Annotated in this window: 13 protein-coding genes and 1 pseudogene; 3 read left to right on the top strand and 11 right to left on the bottom strand. The window is 70.5% G+C overall.

Annotated features, from left to right (window positions below; all coding sequences use genetic code 11):
- Nucleotides 1-2 precede the first annotated feature (2 nt).
- From LE548_RS42530 to LE548_RS42515, 4 genes are all read right to left on the bottom strand, one after another.
- A complete protein-coding gene (locus tag LE548_RS42530) occupies nt 3-1,196 on the bottom strand; it encodes a histidine kinase (protein ID WP_308031093.1) in 1,194 nt (397 codons plus the stop codon).
- Nucleotides 1,197-1,252: 56 nt separating this feature from the next.
- On the bottom strand, nt 1,253-2,092 hold the full coding sequence (locus tag LE548_RS42525; protein WP_225102410.1) for an ABC transporter permease: 840 nt from the start codon (nt 2,090-2,092) through the stop codon (nt 1,253-1,255).
- Nucleotides 2,089-3,033 carry an ABC transporter ATP-binding protein gene (locus LE548_RS42520; protein WP_225102409.1) on the bottom strand — a complete coding sequence of 315 codons (945 nt, stop codon included), beginning with the start codon at nt 3,031-3,033 and terminating at the stop codon, nt 2,089-2,091. Before LE548_RS42520 ends, LE548_RS42525 begins: the two co-directional genes overlap by 4 nt.
- Before the next feature lie 630 nt (nt 3,034-3,663).
- On the bottom strand, nt 3,664-3,846 hold the full coding sequence (locus LE548_RS42515) for a hypothetical protein (RefSeq protein WP_225102408.1): 183 nt from the start codon (nt 3,844-3,846) through the stop codon (nt 3,664-3,666).
- A gap of 142 nt (nt 3,847-3,988) precedes the next feature.
- On the opposite strand from LE548_RS42515, the gene LE548_RS45805 reads away from it, so the two are divergent.
- Nucleotides 3,989-4,111, top strand: coding sequence for a hypothetical protein (locus LE548_RS45805; protein WP_263637221.1), 123 nt, complete (start codon nt 3,989-3,991; stop codon nt 4,109-4,111).
- 103 nt (nt 4,112-4,214) lie between these two features.
- Here LE548_RS45805 and LE548_RS42510 read toward each other — a convergent pair whose 3' ends face one another.
- From LE548_RS42510 to LE548_RS42480, 7 genes are all read right to left on the bottom strand, one after another.
- On the bottom strand, nt 4,215-5,723 hold the full coding sequence (locus LE548_RS42510; protein ID WP_225102407.1) for a multicopper oxidase family protein: 1,509 nt from the start codon (nt 5,721-5,723) through the stop codon (nt 4,215-4,217).
- Between the two features lie 53 nt (nt 5,724-5,776).
- The gene (locus tag LE548_RS42505; protein ID WP_225102406.1) at nt 5,777-6,475 is read right to left on the bottom strand and encodes an SDR family oxidoreductase; all 699 of its coding nucleotides are present in this window, start codon (nt 6,473-6,475) and stop codon (nt 5,777-5,779) included.
- A gap of 64 nt (nt 6,476-6,539) precedes the next feature.
- Complete coding sequence (locus LE548_RS42500; RefSeq protein WP_225102405.1) at nt 6,540-8,000, bottom strand: FAD-dependent oxidoreductase; 1,461 nt, start codon at nt 7,998-8,000, stop codon at nt 6,540-6,542.
- A 312-nt stretch (nt 8,001-8,312) separates the two neighbouring features.
- Nucleotides 8,313-9,521 carry a hypothetical protein gene (locus tag LE548_RS42495; RefSeq protein ID WP_225102404.1) on the bottom strand — a complete coding sequence of 403 codons (1,209 nt, stop codon included), beginning with the start codon at nt 9,519-9,521 and terminating at the stop codon, nt 8,313-8,315.
- Nucleotides 9,518-10,525, bottom strand: coding sequence for an LLM class F420-dependent oxidoreductase (locus LE548_RS42490; protein WP_225102403.1), 1,008 nt, complete (start codon nt 10,523-10,525; stop codon nt 9,518-9,520). Before LE548_RS42490 ends, LE548_RS42495 begins: the two co-directional genes overlap by 4 nt.
- A gap of 12 nt (nt 10,526-10,537) precedes the next feature.
- Nucleotides 10,538-11,764, bottom strand: a complete 1,227-nt coding sequence (locus LE548_RS42485; RefSeq protein ID WP_225102402.1) for a cytochrome P450 — start codon at nt 11,762-11,764, stop codon at nt 10,538-10,540.
- Between the two features lie 182 nt (nt 11,765-11,946).
- Complete coding sequence (locus LE548_RS42480) at nt 11,947-12,651, bottom strand: TetR/AcrR family transcriptional regulator (RefSeq protein ID WP_225102401.1); 705 nt, start codon at nt 12,649-12,651, stop codon at nt 11,947-11,949.
- A gap of 226 nt (nt 12,652-12,877) precedes the next feature.
- On the opposite strand from LE548_RS42480, the gene LE548_RS42475 reads away from it, so the two are divergent.
- Nucleotides 12,878-14,341 (top strand): MFS transporter, encoded by a 1,464-nt coding sequence (locus tag LE548_RS42475; RefSeq protein WP_225102400.1) that lies wholly within the window; start codon nt 12,878-12,880, stop codon nt 14,339-14,341.
- 75 nt (nt 14,342-14,416) lie between these two features.
- Nucleotides 14,417-14,542 (top strand): annotated as a pseudogene (locus tag LE548_RS42470) (IS5/IS1182 family transposase); the annotation flags it as partial.
- Between the last annotated feature and the right edge of the window lie 74 nt (nt 14,543-14,616).

Genomic DNA, 14,616 nt, shown 5'->3' with positions numbered 1-14,616 from the left:
CCTCACGCTTCGTTTCCGGACAGGGCCAGCACGGCCCGCACCTGCCAGCCACCGTCGGGGCGCGGCCCCGCCTCGAACTCGCCGCCGTACACCGCGGCCCGCTCGCGCATCCCGTGCAGCCCCTGGCCGTTGGACTCGGCCGGGGTTTCCACCGCCGGGCCGTCGTCGGTGATCCGCACGGTGACGTGTTGCGCCCCGCAGCGCACCCGGACATCGGCCCGGGTGCCCGGCGGGGTGTGCTTCAGAGTGTTCGTGAGCGCCTCCTGGACCAGCCGGTAGACGGTCAGCTGCGCCGGGACGGGTACGGCCGCGGGGTCGCCGGAGACGTCGAGGCGGGTCGGCAGCCCGGCCGCTCGGACCTGGTCGGCGAGCGGCTCCAGCTGGGCGATGCCCGGCATCGGATGGCGCAGCGCGTCAGGCTCGTCGGCGCGCAGAACGCCGAGGAAGCGTCGCATGTCGGTGATCGCCTGCCGACCGGTCGTGGAGACCTGCCGCATCGCCGCGGTGGCCCGCTCCGGGTGAAGCTCCTGGGCGAAGACGGCCCCGTCGGCGAGGGCCACCATCACCGACAGGTTGTGCGTGACGATGTCGTGCATCTCCCGGGCGATACGGGAGCGTTCACCGGCCACCGCCAGCTGGGCCTGCTGGTCGCGTTCCCGCTCCAGTCGTACGGCCCGCTCCTCCAGGAAGGCCAGATGGGCGCGCCTGTTGTGCATGTTCATGCCGATCACGGCCGCGGCCACCGCCATCGCGGACAGCGCGACGAACGACTCGACGCACCGCTCCTGAGCCGACCAGCGGGCCGACGCGAGCAGCGCACCGGTCTCCAGTACGCCGATGGCGAGCCGGGTGTGCCGCTTCGGCGCGTACGCGGCCACCGTGTACAACGCGATCAGCAGTGTCATGTCCGCCGGGGTGCGCACATCGAGGCACCACTGGACAAAGGCCACCGCAGACATCGCCAGGAACGCCACGAGGGGTGCCCGGCGCCGCCACACGAGCGGCAGTGCCAGCAGCGAGTTGAACAGCAGAAGGTGTCCCAGGAAGGGCTGCATTGCGCGGTGCATCGCCCCCGCCAGCGCCACGAAGACCGCCGCCGCGAACAGCGCGTCCACGGTCTGCGGCGACAGCCGTGCGCCCAGGCGCAGCCGGGCGCGCCCTGCGNGCGAGGGCGCGCCACGACTGGGCCCGGACACGCACGGCTCGGGGCAGGGCGTATGTCATCGACGCGCCCCGAACTCATCGGCTGCCATCAGGCGTCCCGCCGCTTCAGCGCCACCGCCGCTCCAGCCAGCGTGATGACCGCGTAGAGGCAGAACACTGCGAACCCGGACCATGGTGACAGCGTATGTGCCGCTTGGTGGACGCGGATGAGGCCCTGCCCCGCCGTGCTCGGCAGGTACTTGTTGATCGCGTTGAACCAGGAGGACGGCAGCGCCTCGGCGAGCACCGGAAGCACCAGCAGCACACCGAACAGGGTGGCGATGCCGCCCGCGGTGTTGCGGATCAGCGCGCCCAGTGCCACCCCGATCAGGCCCAGGACCGTCAGATACAGACCGGCGCCGAGCACCGCGCGCAGTACGCCCGGCGAGCCGAGGGACGTCCCGAGATGGTGGCCGGACAGCACTGCCTGCCCGATGAGGAAGGCGATCAGCGCGGCGATCGTCATCAGCACCCACGTCACGGCGCCGAACACCAGGGCCTTGGCCCACAGCACGGGCAGTCGGCGCGGCACCGCGGACAGCGAGGCCCGGATCATCCCGGTGGCGTACTCGCCGCTGACCACCAGGACGCCCAGGACGCCGACGGCGAGCTGGGCCAGGAAGAAGCCACGCAGACTCGTCAGCGTCGGATCGAAGTTCAGCCGCTCGTCGGCCGGCAGATGGGACCAGCGGTCGGCGGTGAAGTAACTGAACAGGTAACCCAGGCCGATCATCGCGACCACCGCGGCCAGCAGCGTGAACAGCGTCGACCGCAGCGACCGCAGCTTGATCCACTCGGAGTGGATCACCTTCAGCTGGCTGACCTCGCCGCGCTCCGCCTCGGGGATCGCCGTTGCCGTCGCCGTCGTCGTTGCCGTCGCCGTCGTCATGCCGCACGCCCTTCCGTGCCCGCGCCGACGCCCTGCGCCGCGGGTGCCTGATACTCCACGGCGTCCCGGGTCAGCTCCATGAACGCCTCCTCCAACGACGCCTGCTGCGGCGTCAGTTCGGCCAGGGCGATGCCCTCCTCGGCCGCAACCCGCCCGATCAACTCGCTGGTGATGCCGGTCACCAGCAGCACACCCGGCTCCTGGGAGGAGACGGTGACGTCCGGGCCCGCGAGCAGCTCGCGCAGCTTCTCCGCCTCGTTGGTCCGTACCCGCACCAGGTCCCCGGCGGCCCGCGCGGTGAACTCCGCGACCGACGTGTCCGCGATCAGCCGCCCGCGCCCGATGACGATCAGGTGCTCGGCGGTCAGAGCCATCTCCGACATGAGGTGCGAGGAGACCAGGACCGTGCGCCCCTCGGCGGCCAGTCCCTTCAGCAGGTTGCGGATCCACAGGATGCCCTCGGGGTCCAGGCCGTTGACCGGCTCGTCGAGGATCACCGTGGCCGGGTCGCCGAGGAGTGCGCTGGCGATGCCGAGCCGCTGTCCCATGCCCAGCGAGAAGCCGCCGACGCGCTTCTTCGCCACCGCGTGCAGCCCGACGAGGTCGATCACCTCGTCCACGCGACGCACCGAGATCCCGTGGGTGGCGGCGAGTGCCAGCAGATGGTTGCGGGCACTGCGCCCGGTGTGGATGGCACGGGCCTCCAGCATGGCCCCCACCTCGTGCAGGGGCGCCCGGTGGTCGGCGTAGCTCTTGCCGTTGACCACGGCACGGCCCGAGGTGGGCGCGTCCAGGCCCAGGAGCATCCGCATCGTGGTGGACTTGCCGGCCCCGTTCGGTCCGAGGAAGCCGGTGACGGCGCCGGGCCGCACGGTGAAGCTGAGATCTTCCACGGCGGTGCGCTCACCGTAGCGTTTGGTGAGGGAGTGGGCCTCGATCATGAAGGGGTGTCCTCTTCGGAAATAGAGGGAAATCGTGAGATGGGGGGCCGTTCGCGACCGGACCTGCATCAGCCTAGAAGCGCGCCCCATCCGATTCGACAGACCCTGGAGCGACGTTCCGGGAGCCGTGTCTGCATCCACGGGCTGAGCGACGTACATCCGTCGTTGTACGTTGCCCATGGCCGCGGTCAGCCCCTGATCTCCCGAGCGCCGACAGCCGACCGGCGTGCGTGCGGCGGCCCGCACAAGGGCCCGCGGGCGTGGACGCCGTACGGCGCGTCGGGTCTGGCGGCGAGCGGGGCACCCCACTCGGCCAGGCTGCGGCGGCCGTAGCGGGAGGGCCGGTCGAAGGCATGGACATCGGCGTCGTATTCGACCCGGTCCCCCTCGACCGCGCCAGCCTTGTCGAGCGCGAGCAGGGTGAGCGGCCGAGGACCGGCTCCTGGGGCCGTTGGAGCACGGCTGCCTGTGCGGCACCGACCCGGCACAGGCAGCCGTGGGCATGGCGGACCGCCTCGCAGCGCGGGCGCGGGACGAGAGGCGGCCGACGTACGACCTACCGGTCTGGCCGGCCTCGGCGCAGGTGAGCGAAGGCGGTGTCCAGAGAGGTGCGGGCATCCTCGTCGGTGCCTACGAGGTCGGGCAGTTCGAGAGCGTGGCGGGCCAGTATGCGCACCGCCGGATCTCGCCCCGCCAGGGGCCCCGTCCAGCAGCTGGGCGATGCCGCTCCGGGAGCTCCTCCTCGTCGAGCTCCACGGCCGGCGCACCGATCTCCTCACGCTTCTCGCTCTCGTCGCCGACGGAGTCGTCCACAGGGGGGCTCCGCCGTCTTGCGCTTCCTGGAGGACGCGATCTTCGGGAAGGCCGTGTCGAACCACCACGGCCGCCCACATGTCCGTCCGCCGCTCGGTCCGGGCCGTGCTCGACTGCGCCCAGGAAGCCTCCTGCAGGGCAGGTGCGTACCACCGGCCGGCACCGGCCGGTGGGCATGTGCGCCCGCGGCGGCGGACCGGACGCGGCCCTGGGAGACCTCCTTGACGAGCAGCTCACCCAGCTCGCCCTTGGCCTGGCCTGGTAGGCCTTGACCAGGGTCGACCACAGCCCCAGGCTGCGGTCCATGTCGCCGTAGTTCAGCCGGCCGGTGCCGCCCGGTCGTCCGAGGGACGGCCGGGCGGCACGGCTCACCGGCGGGGGGAACGGTGCCGGCCGGGGCCCCGGCCTGTGGTGGCGGTCTTGCTGACACGGAAGTTCGCCATCATGCCCATCGCCGCATGGTCGATCATGTGGCAGTGGTACACGTATGTGCCCTCGTAGCCCGTGAAGGTCGCCTGCAGTTTGACCGTCTCCCCGGGCTTGAGGGTCACGGTGTCCTTCAGCCCGCTCTCCGGTCCGGAGGTGACAGGCTTGCCGTCGCGCTCCAGCACGCGGAACTGCACAAGGTGGATATGGAAGTTGTGCGGCGTGTAGACGTTGGCGTTGCGCACGGTCCAGATCTCCGTGGCCCCGTACTCGATCTCGGTGTCGATCCGGTTCATGTCGTACGTCTTGCCGTTGATGAACGCGTCCATGGTCTTGCCGGTCTCGTCCATGCTCAGCACGAAGTCTCGGTTGACCGTGGCGCTGCCCAGCGCGGGCAGCGTGCGCAGGGTCGAGGGCACGCTGCTAGTGTCCTCGGCGGGACCGGTGACGCGGAACTGCAGCACCCTGCCGACCTGGTCGGCGGGGTCGCCGGGCAGCAGCCCGCCGGCGTTGCTGAGGATCAGCCTGGTGCCGGCGGCGTACCGGGAGAAGTCGATGACGATGTCGGCACGCTCACCGGGGGCGAGAAACACCGACGTCACATCGAGCGGCTTCTCCAGCAGCCCGCCGTCGGAGCCGATCTGCTGGAAGGCCGAGCCGTCGGACAGCTGCAGCAGGTAGAACCGCATGTTGGACGTGTTGAACAGCCGGAAGCGGTACTTGCGGGCGGCGACCTCGAAGTACGGCCAGGCCTTGCCGTTGGCGAGCAGCACCTGGCGCTTCCTGAAGTCGCCCATCTCGTACACGAGCTGGCCGCTGTCGTCGAAGCGGGCGTCCCGCAGCGCGATCGGCACGTCGTACGCGCCCGAGGGCAGATTCAGGTTCTGCTCCACGTGGTCGGTGAGCAGATAGAGGCCGGTCAGTCCGCGGTAGACGGTCTCCGACTCCTGGTGGTGGGCGTGGTCGTGGAACCACAGGTTCGCGTGCGGCTGGTGGTTCGGGTACGTGTAGATCTTCGACCCGCCGCCCGGCGCGATGAGGTCCATGGGAGAGCCGTCGCTGCTCTGCGGCACGTGGCCGCCGTGCAGGTGGATCGAGGTGGGCACGCTCAGCTGGTTGGTCTGCCGGACCACGACCCGCCGGCCGGAGACGGCCTGGATGACAGGACCGGGGAAGCTGCCGTTGAAGGTACGGACCCGGGTCAGCCTGCCGGGCAGGATCTCCGCGTCCGCTTCCTGCAGGGTCATGTCGTAGTAGCTGGTCAGGCCCAGGTCGCACACCGGCTGCAGCACCTCGGGCACCGGCATCGCCTGCTCGAACTGCGGGACGGTCGTCGGGTCCAGGTCGGCGGCCTGCGCGGGGCCGGCCGCGGCGGGCACCAGCAGGCCCGCACCACCGAGGGCGCCGGTCAGCGCCGCCCCCGTCTTGAGGACGGTTCTGCGGTGGATCATGTCTTCTCCCCGTGGAGTGTCGCGTGTGATGGAAGACTGCGAGAGAAGGAGCCTCACCCGTCCTGGATGCGGCTCCTTCGTGTCGGAGGTCGGGCCGTCAGGCGGCGGTGAACGCCGGACGATGTTCCACGGCCCAGTCGGCGAAGGCCGCCGGCGCTCGGCCGGTGATCCGGGCGACCGTGTCCGTCACNCTCGTACGTCGCGCCCTCGTGGCCGTCGGACAGCAGGGCCTGGACGGCGACCGCCGCGATGTCGCGCTCGTGGATCGGGGAGACCGTGCTCTCGGCGTACGGGACGTGGACCTCGCCGCTCTCGCGGATCGCGGGAGCCCACTGCAGCGCGTTGCTCGCGAACGAACCGGGCCGCAGCACCGTCCGGGCGATACCGCTGTGCTCCACCGCCTGTTCGACCGACAGGTGCATGAGCCCGATCGGGTTGGGGGTCCCCTGTGGCTCGATCACCGCGGCGGACGACAGCAGCACCACGTGCTGGACCCCGGATGCCCTGGCGAGGTCCAGGAATCCGGCGACGCCGGACGGGTTGGGGAACAGGAAGAGCTTCTTCACGCCGGACAGCGCGTCCCCGAACGAACCGGGGTCGTCCAGGTCCCCGGCGCGCAGGTCGACGCCCGCGGGCAGTTCGGCGGTCTGCGGGTTCCGGGAGGTGGCCCGCACCGGGGCACCGGCCGCGAGCAGCAATTCGACGACCTTGCGGCCGACGTTGCCGGTCGCGCCAGTCACCAGAATGGTCATGAGGTGGATCTCCTGTGTGGGGGGAAGAGAGTGCGCAACGGCCGGCGCGAAGGCCGGCCGTGTGTCACATCCGGGGCGTGCCGAACCACCGGTGGAGCGCTTCCGTGAGCGGCGTGCCGGGCGCCCAGCAGATGTAGCCGTCGGGGCGCACGAGGACCGCCTCGACGGTGAGGCCGGGGAGTTCCGGTACCTCCACGGCGTCCACCCGGCCGGTCCACGGCGCCGCCTCGGCGACGAGTTCCGTCCGCGTGGTCAGCAGAACGCCGTGCCCCTGGTGGAACAGTTCGCTGGCCCAGCGGCCGTCCGGCAGGGAGAAGTCGGCGAGCCGGGAGCCGACGGGTTCGTCGCCCCCGAGGTCGTAGCGGATGGAGAGCCCGGAGATCGCGCCGCCGAGCAGGCGGTTGGCCTCCGGCAGCTTGATCAGCTGGGCGAAGATCTCCCGCAGCGCCTCGTGCTCGATGCCCTTCTGGCCGAGAGCGACCTGGGCGCGGGTGTTCGTGAGGACGGCGGCGCCCACCGGGTGGCGTTCGCCGTGATAGGTGTCGAGCAGTCCTTCGGGGGCCCGGCCGGCGATCTCGGCGGCGAGCTTCCAGCCCAGGTTCATCGCGTCCTGCACGCCGGTGTTGAGTCCCTGTCCGCCGAGCGGCAGGTGGACGTGAGCGGCGTCGCCCGCGAGGAAGGCCCGTCCGACGCGGTAGTGCTCCGCGAGGCGTGAGGCGTCGCTGAACCGGGAGCCCCAGCGCACCTCCTTGACCTCGGTGTCCGAGCCGTAGAACTCCTGGATCACCGCGATGACCTCGTCCTCCGGCACCTTCGCGCGCTGGTCCTCGATCACCTGGTCGGCGACGCTGTAGAAGATCCGGTAGACGTTGTCCGACTCCTTGCCGATCGGGAAGATGTTCGCGAACGAGCCGTCCGGACGCATCCGGGGCGAGCCCTTGGTGTCCCAGGTCGTCGCGATCCCCTCGCCGGTGGCGCCCAGCACGACGTCGGAGACGGTGCCGAACCACCGCGCGTCCAGCCCGGGGAACTCGACCCCGAGTTCCTTGCGGACGTAGCTGCGTCCGCCGTCGCAGCCCGCCAGATAGCGCGCCTCGATCCACTTGCCTCCGGCCTGGACGCGGACCCGTTCCTCGTCCTGCTCGATGCCGGTGACCTCCGAGTCCCATTGGACCCGCACCCCGAGGGCGGCGAGGTGCTCCTCCAGCACCTTCTCGACCTCGGCCTGCGGAATGGCGACCTGGTACGGGTAGCGGGAGTTCCAGCCGTCCAGCGTCAGCGGGACGGGCATGTGCGCGAAGTGGGTGGTCTCCAGCCGGGTCCTGGCCTGCTCCTCCGCGCCGTCGAGCATGCCGCGCAGGGCCAGCATCTCCGCGGTGCGGGGGTGGAGATTCAGGGCGCGGCTCTCGCCGGTCCGGCCGGGGCTCTTGTCGAGCAGGGCCACGCGTGCGCCGGCGAGGGCCAGTTCATGGGCCAGCGTCAGACCGGTGGGTCCGGCGCCCACCACGATCACGTCAGCGTCCATCACGGTTCCTCTCTGCCTTCCGGTTCAGAACATCGTTCTATCAGCGAACAGTGTTTTTTTGCAAGTACGTCGTTCTCCCGCGCCCGTGAGGAGCCGTTCCCGACCTCCCGAGGGCCGTGAGGACACTGAGGGGCGTGTGCCGCGACTAAGCGCTCCGCTGGAAGTGCCGCGATGTGTGGTCGGTCGTCTGCGGCTCCATCGTGGCTGGTCGCGCAGTTCCCCGCGCCCCTTTGGGGCGCGACCGAACCGCAGTCGACTTTGCCCGGCTTGCTTAGCGCGCGCCGCGCTGTTCCGCCGCTCGTGGCGGGTGGCTCACCAGGCGTGCGTCGGGGTGATGCCCCACGCCTCCAGCTCCCTCTCGACCAACCCGTGACCGACCGCCACACCGGCGGACTGGAAGCCGACGGACACGGTCTTGCCGGCCCTGAGGACGAAGCAGTTCATCCGGCCGGGCGGCCCTCCGGCGCCCGAGACGGTGCGGAAGAGGATGCCCAGGGCCGGTCCGAAGACGTCCCGGGCCTCCGGCAGCATCTCGCCGGCGTTGGACAGCGCGGCGTCCGTCTGCGGGTAGCCGGTGAGGTGCCGGCCGACCGCCTCGGCGTACGCCGCCTTGCTCAGCCGGCGGATGTCCGCGAGGTCGGTGTAGCGCCCGCGCCGACCGTCCAGCCGCAGCGTGGCGATCCCGACCATGTTGGACGATTCCAGGTCGTCGGGCCGCCGGAAGCTCACGGGCAGCCCGACCGTGAACGGCCGGCCCGCCTCGGTGGTGCCCCGCGCCGCACGCAGTATGTTCGCGGTCATGGCGAGCATCAGCCCGGTCACGCTGCCCCCGCCGCTGTCCGCCACCCGCTCGGCCTCCGCGGCCGACACGGTGAAGGCGAGCCGGGAGCGGACGGGCGCCGCGCCGCCGCCCTGCGGCGACCGCCCGAACAGCATCCGGGTGGCGGTGGCGGGTACCTCGGCGACCTTGTCGTACAGCCGCGCCAGCGCCAGCCGGGAGTACGTCCACAGGCCTTCCGTCACCGCGTCGGTGAGGTCGTCGACGAGCGAGTGCTGCCCGGAGCACCACTGCCGGGCGCTCTCCCGGGCGGCGAGCGTGGCGGCGCCGATCAGCCCCTGGCCGTCGGTCAGCGCGTGCGAACCCACCAGGGACACCACGGAGGTGCCGTCAGCGACGTGCGCCGCGCTCAGTTCCCAGCCGTAGCCTCCATGGGCGTCGAGCTCGACCCGGCAGGCTGCGTCGGCCCAGTCCATCACCTCCTCCGGGGCGACCGTCCGAGACGAGACGCGAAGGGGCCGACAGTCGGTGTGCCGCTCCCAGACCGGGCGGGCCAGCGGCACCCGGGGCGCCCGCATCCGGCGGTTCAACGGGCCCTGGGCCAGATTGCTGTGGATCTTCCGCAACACTTCGGGAGCCGTCCGGCCCTGAACCCGCCAGAGCAGCTGCACCGGTGGATCGACCCTCAGCTGTTGCATCAGTACATCGCCTCCGGTGAAGCGCTGCGTTCCGCCCGTGGTCATGTCGTCGTCCCCGCCTTCGGCGCGAGCCCGACCAGGGGGGCCAGCGTGCGCCCGGCCAGCGCGATGACGTCCGGATCGTGCGCGTTGGCCAGCATGTTGGCCATGAGCCCGCCGACGCCGTGGCACAGCACCCGCTCCCGGATCTGCTCGGTGACCTCGGCCGGGGTGCCGACGAAGAACCGGTCGGTCGCCGCGGCCCGCTCGGAGTCGGTCAGCTCCGCCACGTTCACGCCCGACCTGAGCAGCGCCTCGTCCAGCAGCTTGCGGGCCCGGTCGCCGTCCTCGTCGATGATCAACGGCATGGCGAAGCTGGTCTCCAGCGTCGCCGGATCCCGGCCGGCCTCGGCGCACCGCGCCCGCACCGCGGCCATCTTCTGCGGCAGCTCCGACGCGGTGCAGATGATGTTGAGGTGATCGGCGTGCCGGGCGGCGAACGCGAACGTCTTCTTCTCGCCCCCACCTCCGATCAGCAGCGGCAGGTCCTCCCGGAGCCGGGGCTCGTTGATAGCGCCCTCGGCCCGGAACCAGCGCCCCTCGACCCGCGGCCGCGCCCCGCGCAGCATGGGGACGATGACGGCGAGCGCCTCCTCGAAGCGGCCGAAACGCTCGGCGACGGTACCGAACTCGTAGCCGTACTCGCGGTGTTCCTGCTCGTGCCAGCCGGCGCCGACGCCGAGCACCGCGCGCCCCTGGCTGATCACGTCGAGCGTGGTGACCATCTTGGCCAGCAGGGCGGGGTTGCGGTAGCCGATGCCGGTCACCATGGTCGACAGCTGCACCCGGCTGGTGGCCGCTGCCAGCGCCCCGAGCAGGGTGTACGCCTCCAGCATCGGGCCGTCGGGCGGGCCGATCAGTGGCGGCTGGTAGAAGTGGTCCATCGTGGTGACCAGGTCGAAACCGGAGTCCTCCGCGGCTCGCACCTGGGCGACCAGTGCCGGGAAGAGGTCGGTGACCGTCTCCGTGTGATGGAAGTACGGGATGTGGTAGCCGAGACGTATGCTCACGTGCGGGTCCTCCTACCAGGTGACGGGAAGTTCGCCGGGGCCGAAGAACTGGCCGAAGTACTTGAAGTGCAGGGCGCTGGGGTCCACGGCGAGCCGCAGGTCCGGGACGCGATGGAAGAGCCGGTCGAGGATGATCTGGAGCTCGGCGCGCACGAGGTTCTGGCCGAGGCACTGGTGCGCCCCGTAGCCGAACGCGACGTGCCGGGTGTCGGGGGTGCGCCCGATGTCGAAGCGGTCCGGGTCGGGGAAGGCGTCGGCGTCCCGGTTCGCCGGCAGGGTGGGGATGATGACTCCGTCTCCCGCGCGGATGCGGACGCCGCCGATCTCCACGTCCTCAAGGGCCATCCTGAGCGGCCCGGTGTCGGTGATCGACAGAAAGCGCAGGAGCTCCTCGACCGCGGCCGGCGTCCTGTCCGGGTCGGCGATGAGCTGCTTCAGCTGCTCCGGGTCGGCGAGCAGGGTGAGCACCGACAGCGAGATCATCGCAGCGCTGGAAGCGTGTCCGGCGATCTGCAGCAACTGCACCAGGCTGGCGAGTTCGAACCGGTCGGCGGCTCCGCCGCGCTCCCGGCGGGACCGCTCGATCTGACGGCTGAGGAAGTCGTCGGCCGGATTCTCCTCCTTGGCCGCGATGACGCTGTCGAGGTGGGCGTGCAGGCCCTCGGCGGCGGCCCGCTGCTCGTCCTCCGTCCGGGCCTCGCGCAGCATCTTCTCGGTGTTGCGCTCGATGGTGTCGAGGTCGTTCGCCGGAACGCCCAGAAACGCCTCAAGCACCAGCGTGGGCACGGGGTTCGCGAGGTGCGCGACGAAGTCGACCGGCCGGTCCGGCTGCTCCAGCATCCGGTCGATCGCCGTGTCGACGATGTCCTGGATGCGCGGCTTCATGGCGCCGACCTTGCGCACGGAGAACTCACCGAGGACCGCGCGGCGGGCCTGGGAGTGCTCCGGGCCGTCCATGTTCACGAGGAATGGCGAGAAATAGGTCAGCGCCTTGAGTCCACCCGGAGACAGTTCGGGAAACCCGGGCCGAAGTTTCTCGGAACTGAATCGGGCATCGGAAAGAACCGCCCGGGCGTCCTCGTTCTTGGTGATGAGCCAGGCGGGGCGCCCGTCGGACATACGGACCTGGTGCACCCGGCCGCCCGCCTCATCCAATTTCCGGTACGTCTCCGGAACGCTGAACGGGCAGGTGCGGAGTATGGGAAATTCCGGAGCAGCGTCGGCTGCGATCTCGTTCATGGCAATTCCCTTGGGTAAGCCGAGGGGGGCGGCATGAACGTTAGCGCGGCTATTTTTCCCTGAGGGTCAGACCAGAGTCAGCTCTTTGTCAATTCTCGGACCTGGAAACTGCAGGGGAATCCGTGACGGAAAATTACCGGTCCCGGGATTGCGGCTGCGGCGGCCGGAGACAAGGCGGGCGGTCAGTCCTTGACGAAAGTCGCCAGCCCGGAGATCAGCATGTCCAGGCCCAGCTCGAACCTGCCGTCGCTGTCGGTGTCCAGCATGACGTCCACGTTGTCGGCGATGGACGGGAACCGGTCCGCGGGCAGGGAGGCGAAGTAGTCGCGGACGGGATCGAGCCAGTCGTCCAGGTTCTTGTGCGCCAGACGCCAGCCCTCGTAGACGTCGGCCGTCGTGTAGAGAGTGAGCCGGTGCAGGGCCCAGGCCGCGGTCTTCGCGGGGACGCCCACGTTCAGCAGGACCGACAGCAGCCGCTCGGTGATGGCCACGCCGATGGCGGTGGGAGGGAAGGCGGCGAAGTTGTAGAGGGCGATGTCGCCGTGGGCCGACAGCACGCGCTGCATCTTCGTGTAGTGCGCCTTGAGGTCCTTGTCCCACTGCCCGGTGACCTTCGGGACGCCGACCTCCTTCATCACGCGCTCGACCACCAGGAGCAGCAGCTCCTCACGGTTGCGTACGTGCGCGTACAGGCTGGAGGCGACCACGCCCAGATCGCCGGCGATCCGGCGCATCGTGACCGCGGCGCTGCCCTCCGCGTCGACGACCGCGAGCGCGGCGTCGACGATCCGCTCCACGGTGAGCGGAGCGCGCGCGGGAGCCTCGGTTTTCCGGCGCACCTCCCATGGTGGGAGGGGCACCTCGACGGAGTTCGACTTCTGACGCATCTCGGAGACCTTACCGGTGAGGAGACGCCCAAGGGCGCGGGGGTGGCTCGGGGGAAGGGTGGATTCTGGCTCGGTTGACGCCGAACGCCATTCTAGCGTAGAACAGTGTTCGTTAGTGAGTAAGTGTTCGGTGCCAGGCAACTGCGTTCTCGTGTCGTACGCCGTTCATCGCGCGTCATCGAACGCTGTTGGCGGCACGTCAGCTGTCTCGACCCAGGAGGTCGGCATGTCCACTACCGAAATGCCGCAGTCCGTGGCCCCGCCGGAGGGCCCCGCGGTCTCTGCCAGGCGGGCATGGGCGGCCGTCGGCATCATCCTCGTCGGCGAGATCATGGATCTGCTTGATTCGCTGGTCACGACCATTGCCGGACCGACGATCACGCGCGACATGGGCGGCTCGCAGGAGTTCATCCAGTGGCTCGCGGCCGGATACACCATCGCCATGGCCGCCGGACTGCTCATCGGCGGGCGGCTCGGCGACAAGTTCGGGCGCAAGAACCTCTTCCTGGTCGGCCTGGCCGGCTTCACCGTGACCTCGCTGGTCTCGGCGCTGGCGACCAACCCGGAGACCCTGATCACCGCCCGGATCCTGCAGGGTCTGCTGGGCGCGCTGATGGTGCCGCAGGCGCTCGGCATCATCAGGGGCGTCTTCCCACCCGACAAGGTCGCCATGGCCTTCGGCGTGACCGGGCCGGCGATGGCGCTGTCCGGCGTGGCCGGGCCGATCGTGGCGGGCTGGCTGGTCGACGCGGACTACTTCGGCTGGGGCTGGCGGATGATCTTCGCCGTCAACGTCCCCGTCGGTGGCCTCGCTCTGCTGGCCGGACTCGCCGTGCTGCCCCGGTCGCCGCGGCAGAAGGACCTCAGGATCGACGTGGTGGGGGCCCTGATCGCCGCGGCCGGGATGGCCGCCGTGGTCTTCTCGCTCGTGCAGGGCCGTGAGCTGGGCTGGCCCTGGTGGGTGTTCGTGCTCCTGGCCGCCGGCGTCGGCACCCTCGCCGGCTTCGTCCGCTACCAGTACCACCGGGCGGGCAAGGGCCTGCCCACACTCGTCGTCCCCTCGCTGTTCGGGAAGAAGGCGTTCGTCTCCGGGCTGTCCATCGGCATCCTCTTCTTCAGCGTGATGATGGGCGGCGCGCTGCTGTTCAGCCTCTTCTTCCAGCTCGGTCTCGGTATGAGCCCGCTGAAGTCGGGACTCGCCACGATCGCGCAGGCCGGCGGCATGCTGCTCGGGTTCGGGTTCTCCCAGGCGCTCGGGATGGCGCGACGGACCATGTTCATCGGGTTCGCCACCGTCGCCGCCGGCCTGCTGGCCGCGCTGGGCACGATCGCCGTGCAGGACGATCCGGTGAACGCCTGGTGGCTCTCGCCCGCGCTCGCGGTGGTAGGCATCGGTTCCGGGCTCGCCATCGCGCCGTTCTTCGACATCGTGCTCTCGGGCGTCGACGAGGAGGAGACCGGCTCCGCCTCGGGCACCCTGAGCTCCGCCCAGCAGGTGGGCAACGCGCTCGGTGCCTCCGTGCTCGGCACGGTCTTCTTCTCCGTCCTGAACGGGCGGCGCGGGCACGGGGCGTCGGCCTTCACGGCGGCGACCTCGACGGGGCTCCTGGTGGCCCTCGCGCTCGTCGCGGGCGCCGCGCTGTGCACCTTGTGGCTGCCCGAGCGCGCGGTGCGGCACGTGGAGGTGTGACCGCGTCGTCCCCCAGGCGAAGCTCCTGGCAGATGGGTTGTCGACCGAGAGCGACCTGTCCGCCCGGAGCTTCGCGTGCTTGTCTGCCCATCGGGGATCGATCCGCCCGACTCGGCCCCCCGTTTCCTGTCCGGCCCACTGCGGGCCCGCCGCCTTCAGCGCGGCAGCCGGTGGCGTCGGCGGCCCGCCGGCCGGCAGGCCGCATCCTCCACATCAACAGCTCAAGCTGAGATTGAAGGAGGCTCAATGAATTCAGCCGTCGAGCGGGCCTCTCT

It is taken from the genome of Streptomyces sp. CoH27, assembly GCF_020181035.1.
GTDB classification, from domain to species: domain Bacteria; phylum Actinomycetota; class Actinomycetes; order Streptomycetales; family Streptomycetaceae; genus Streptomyces; species Streptomyces camelliae.
This window is presented reverse-complemented; position numbering and strand designations above follow the sequence as displayed.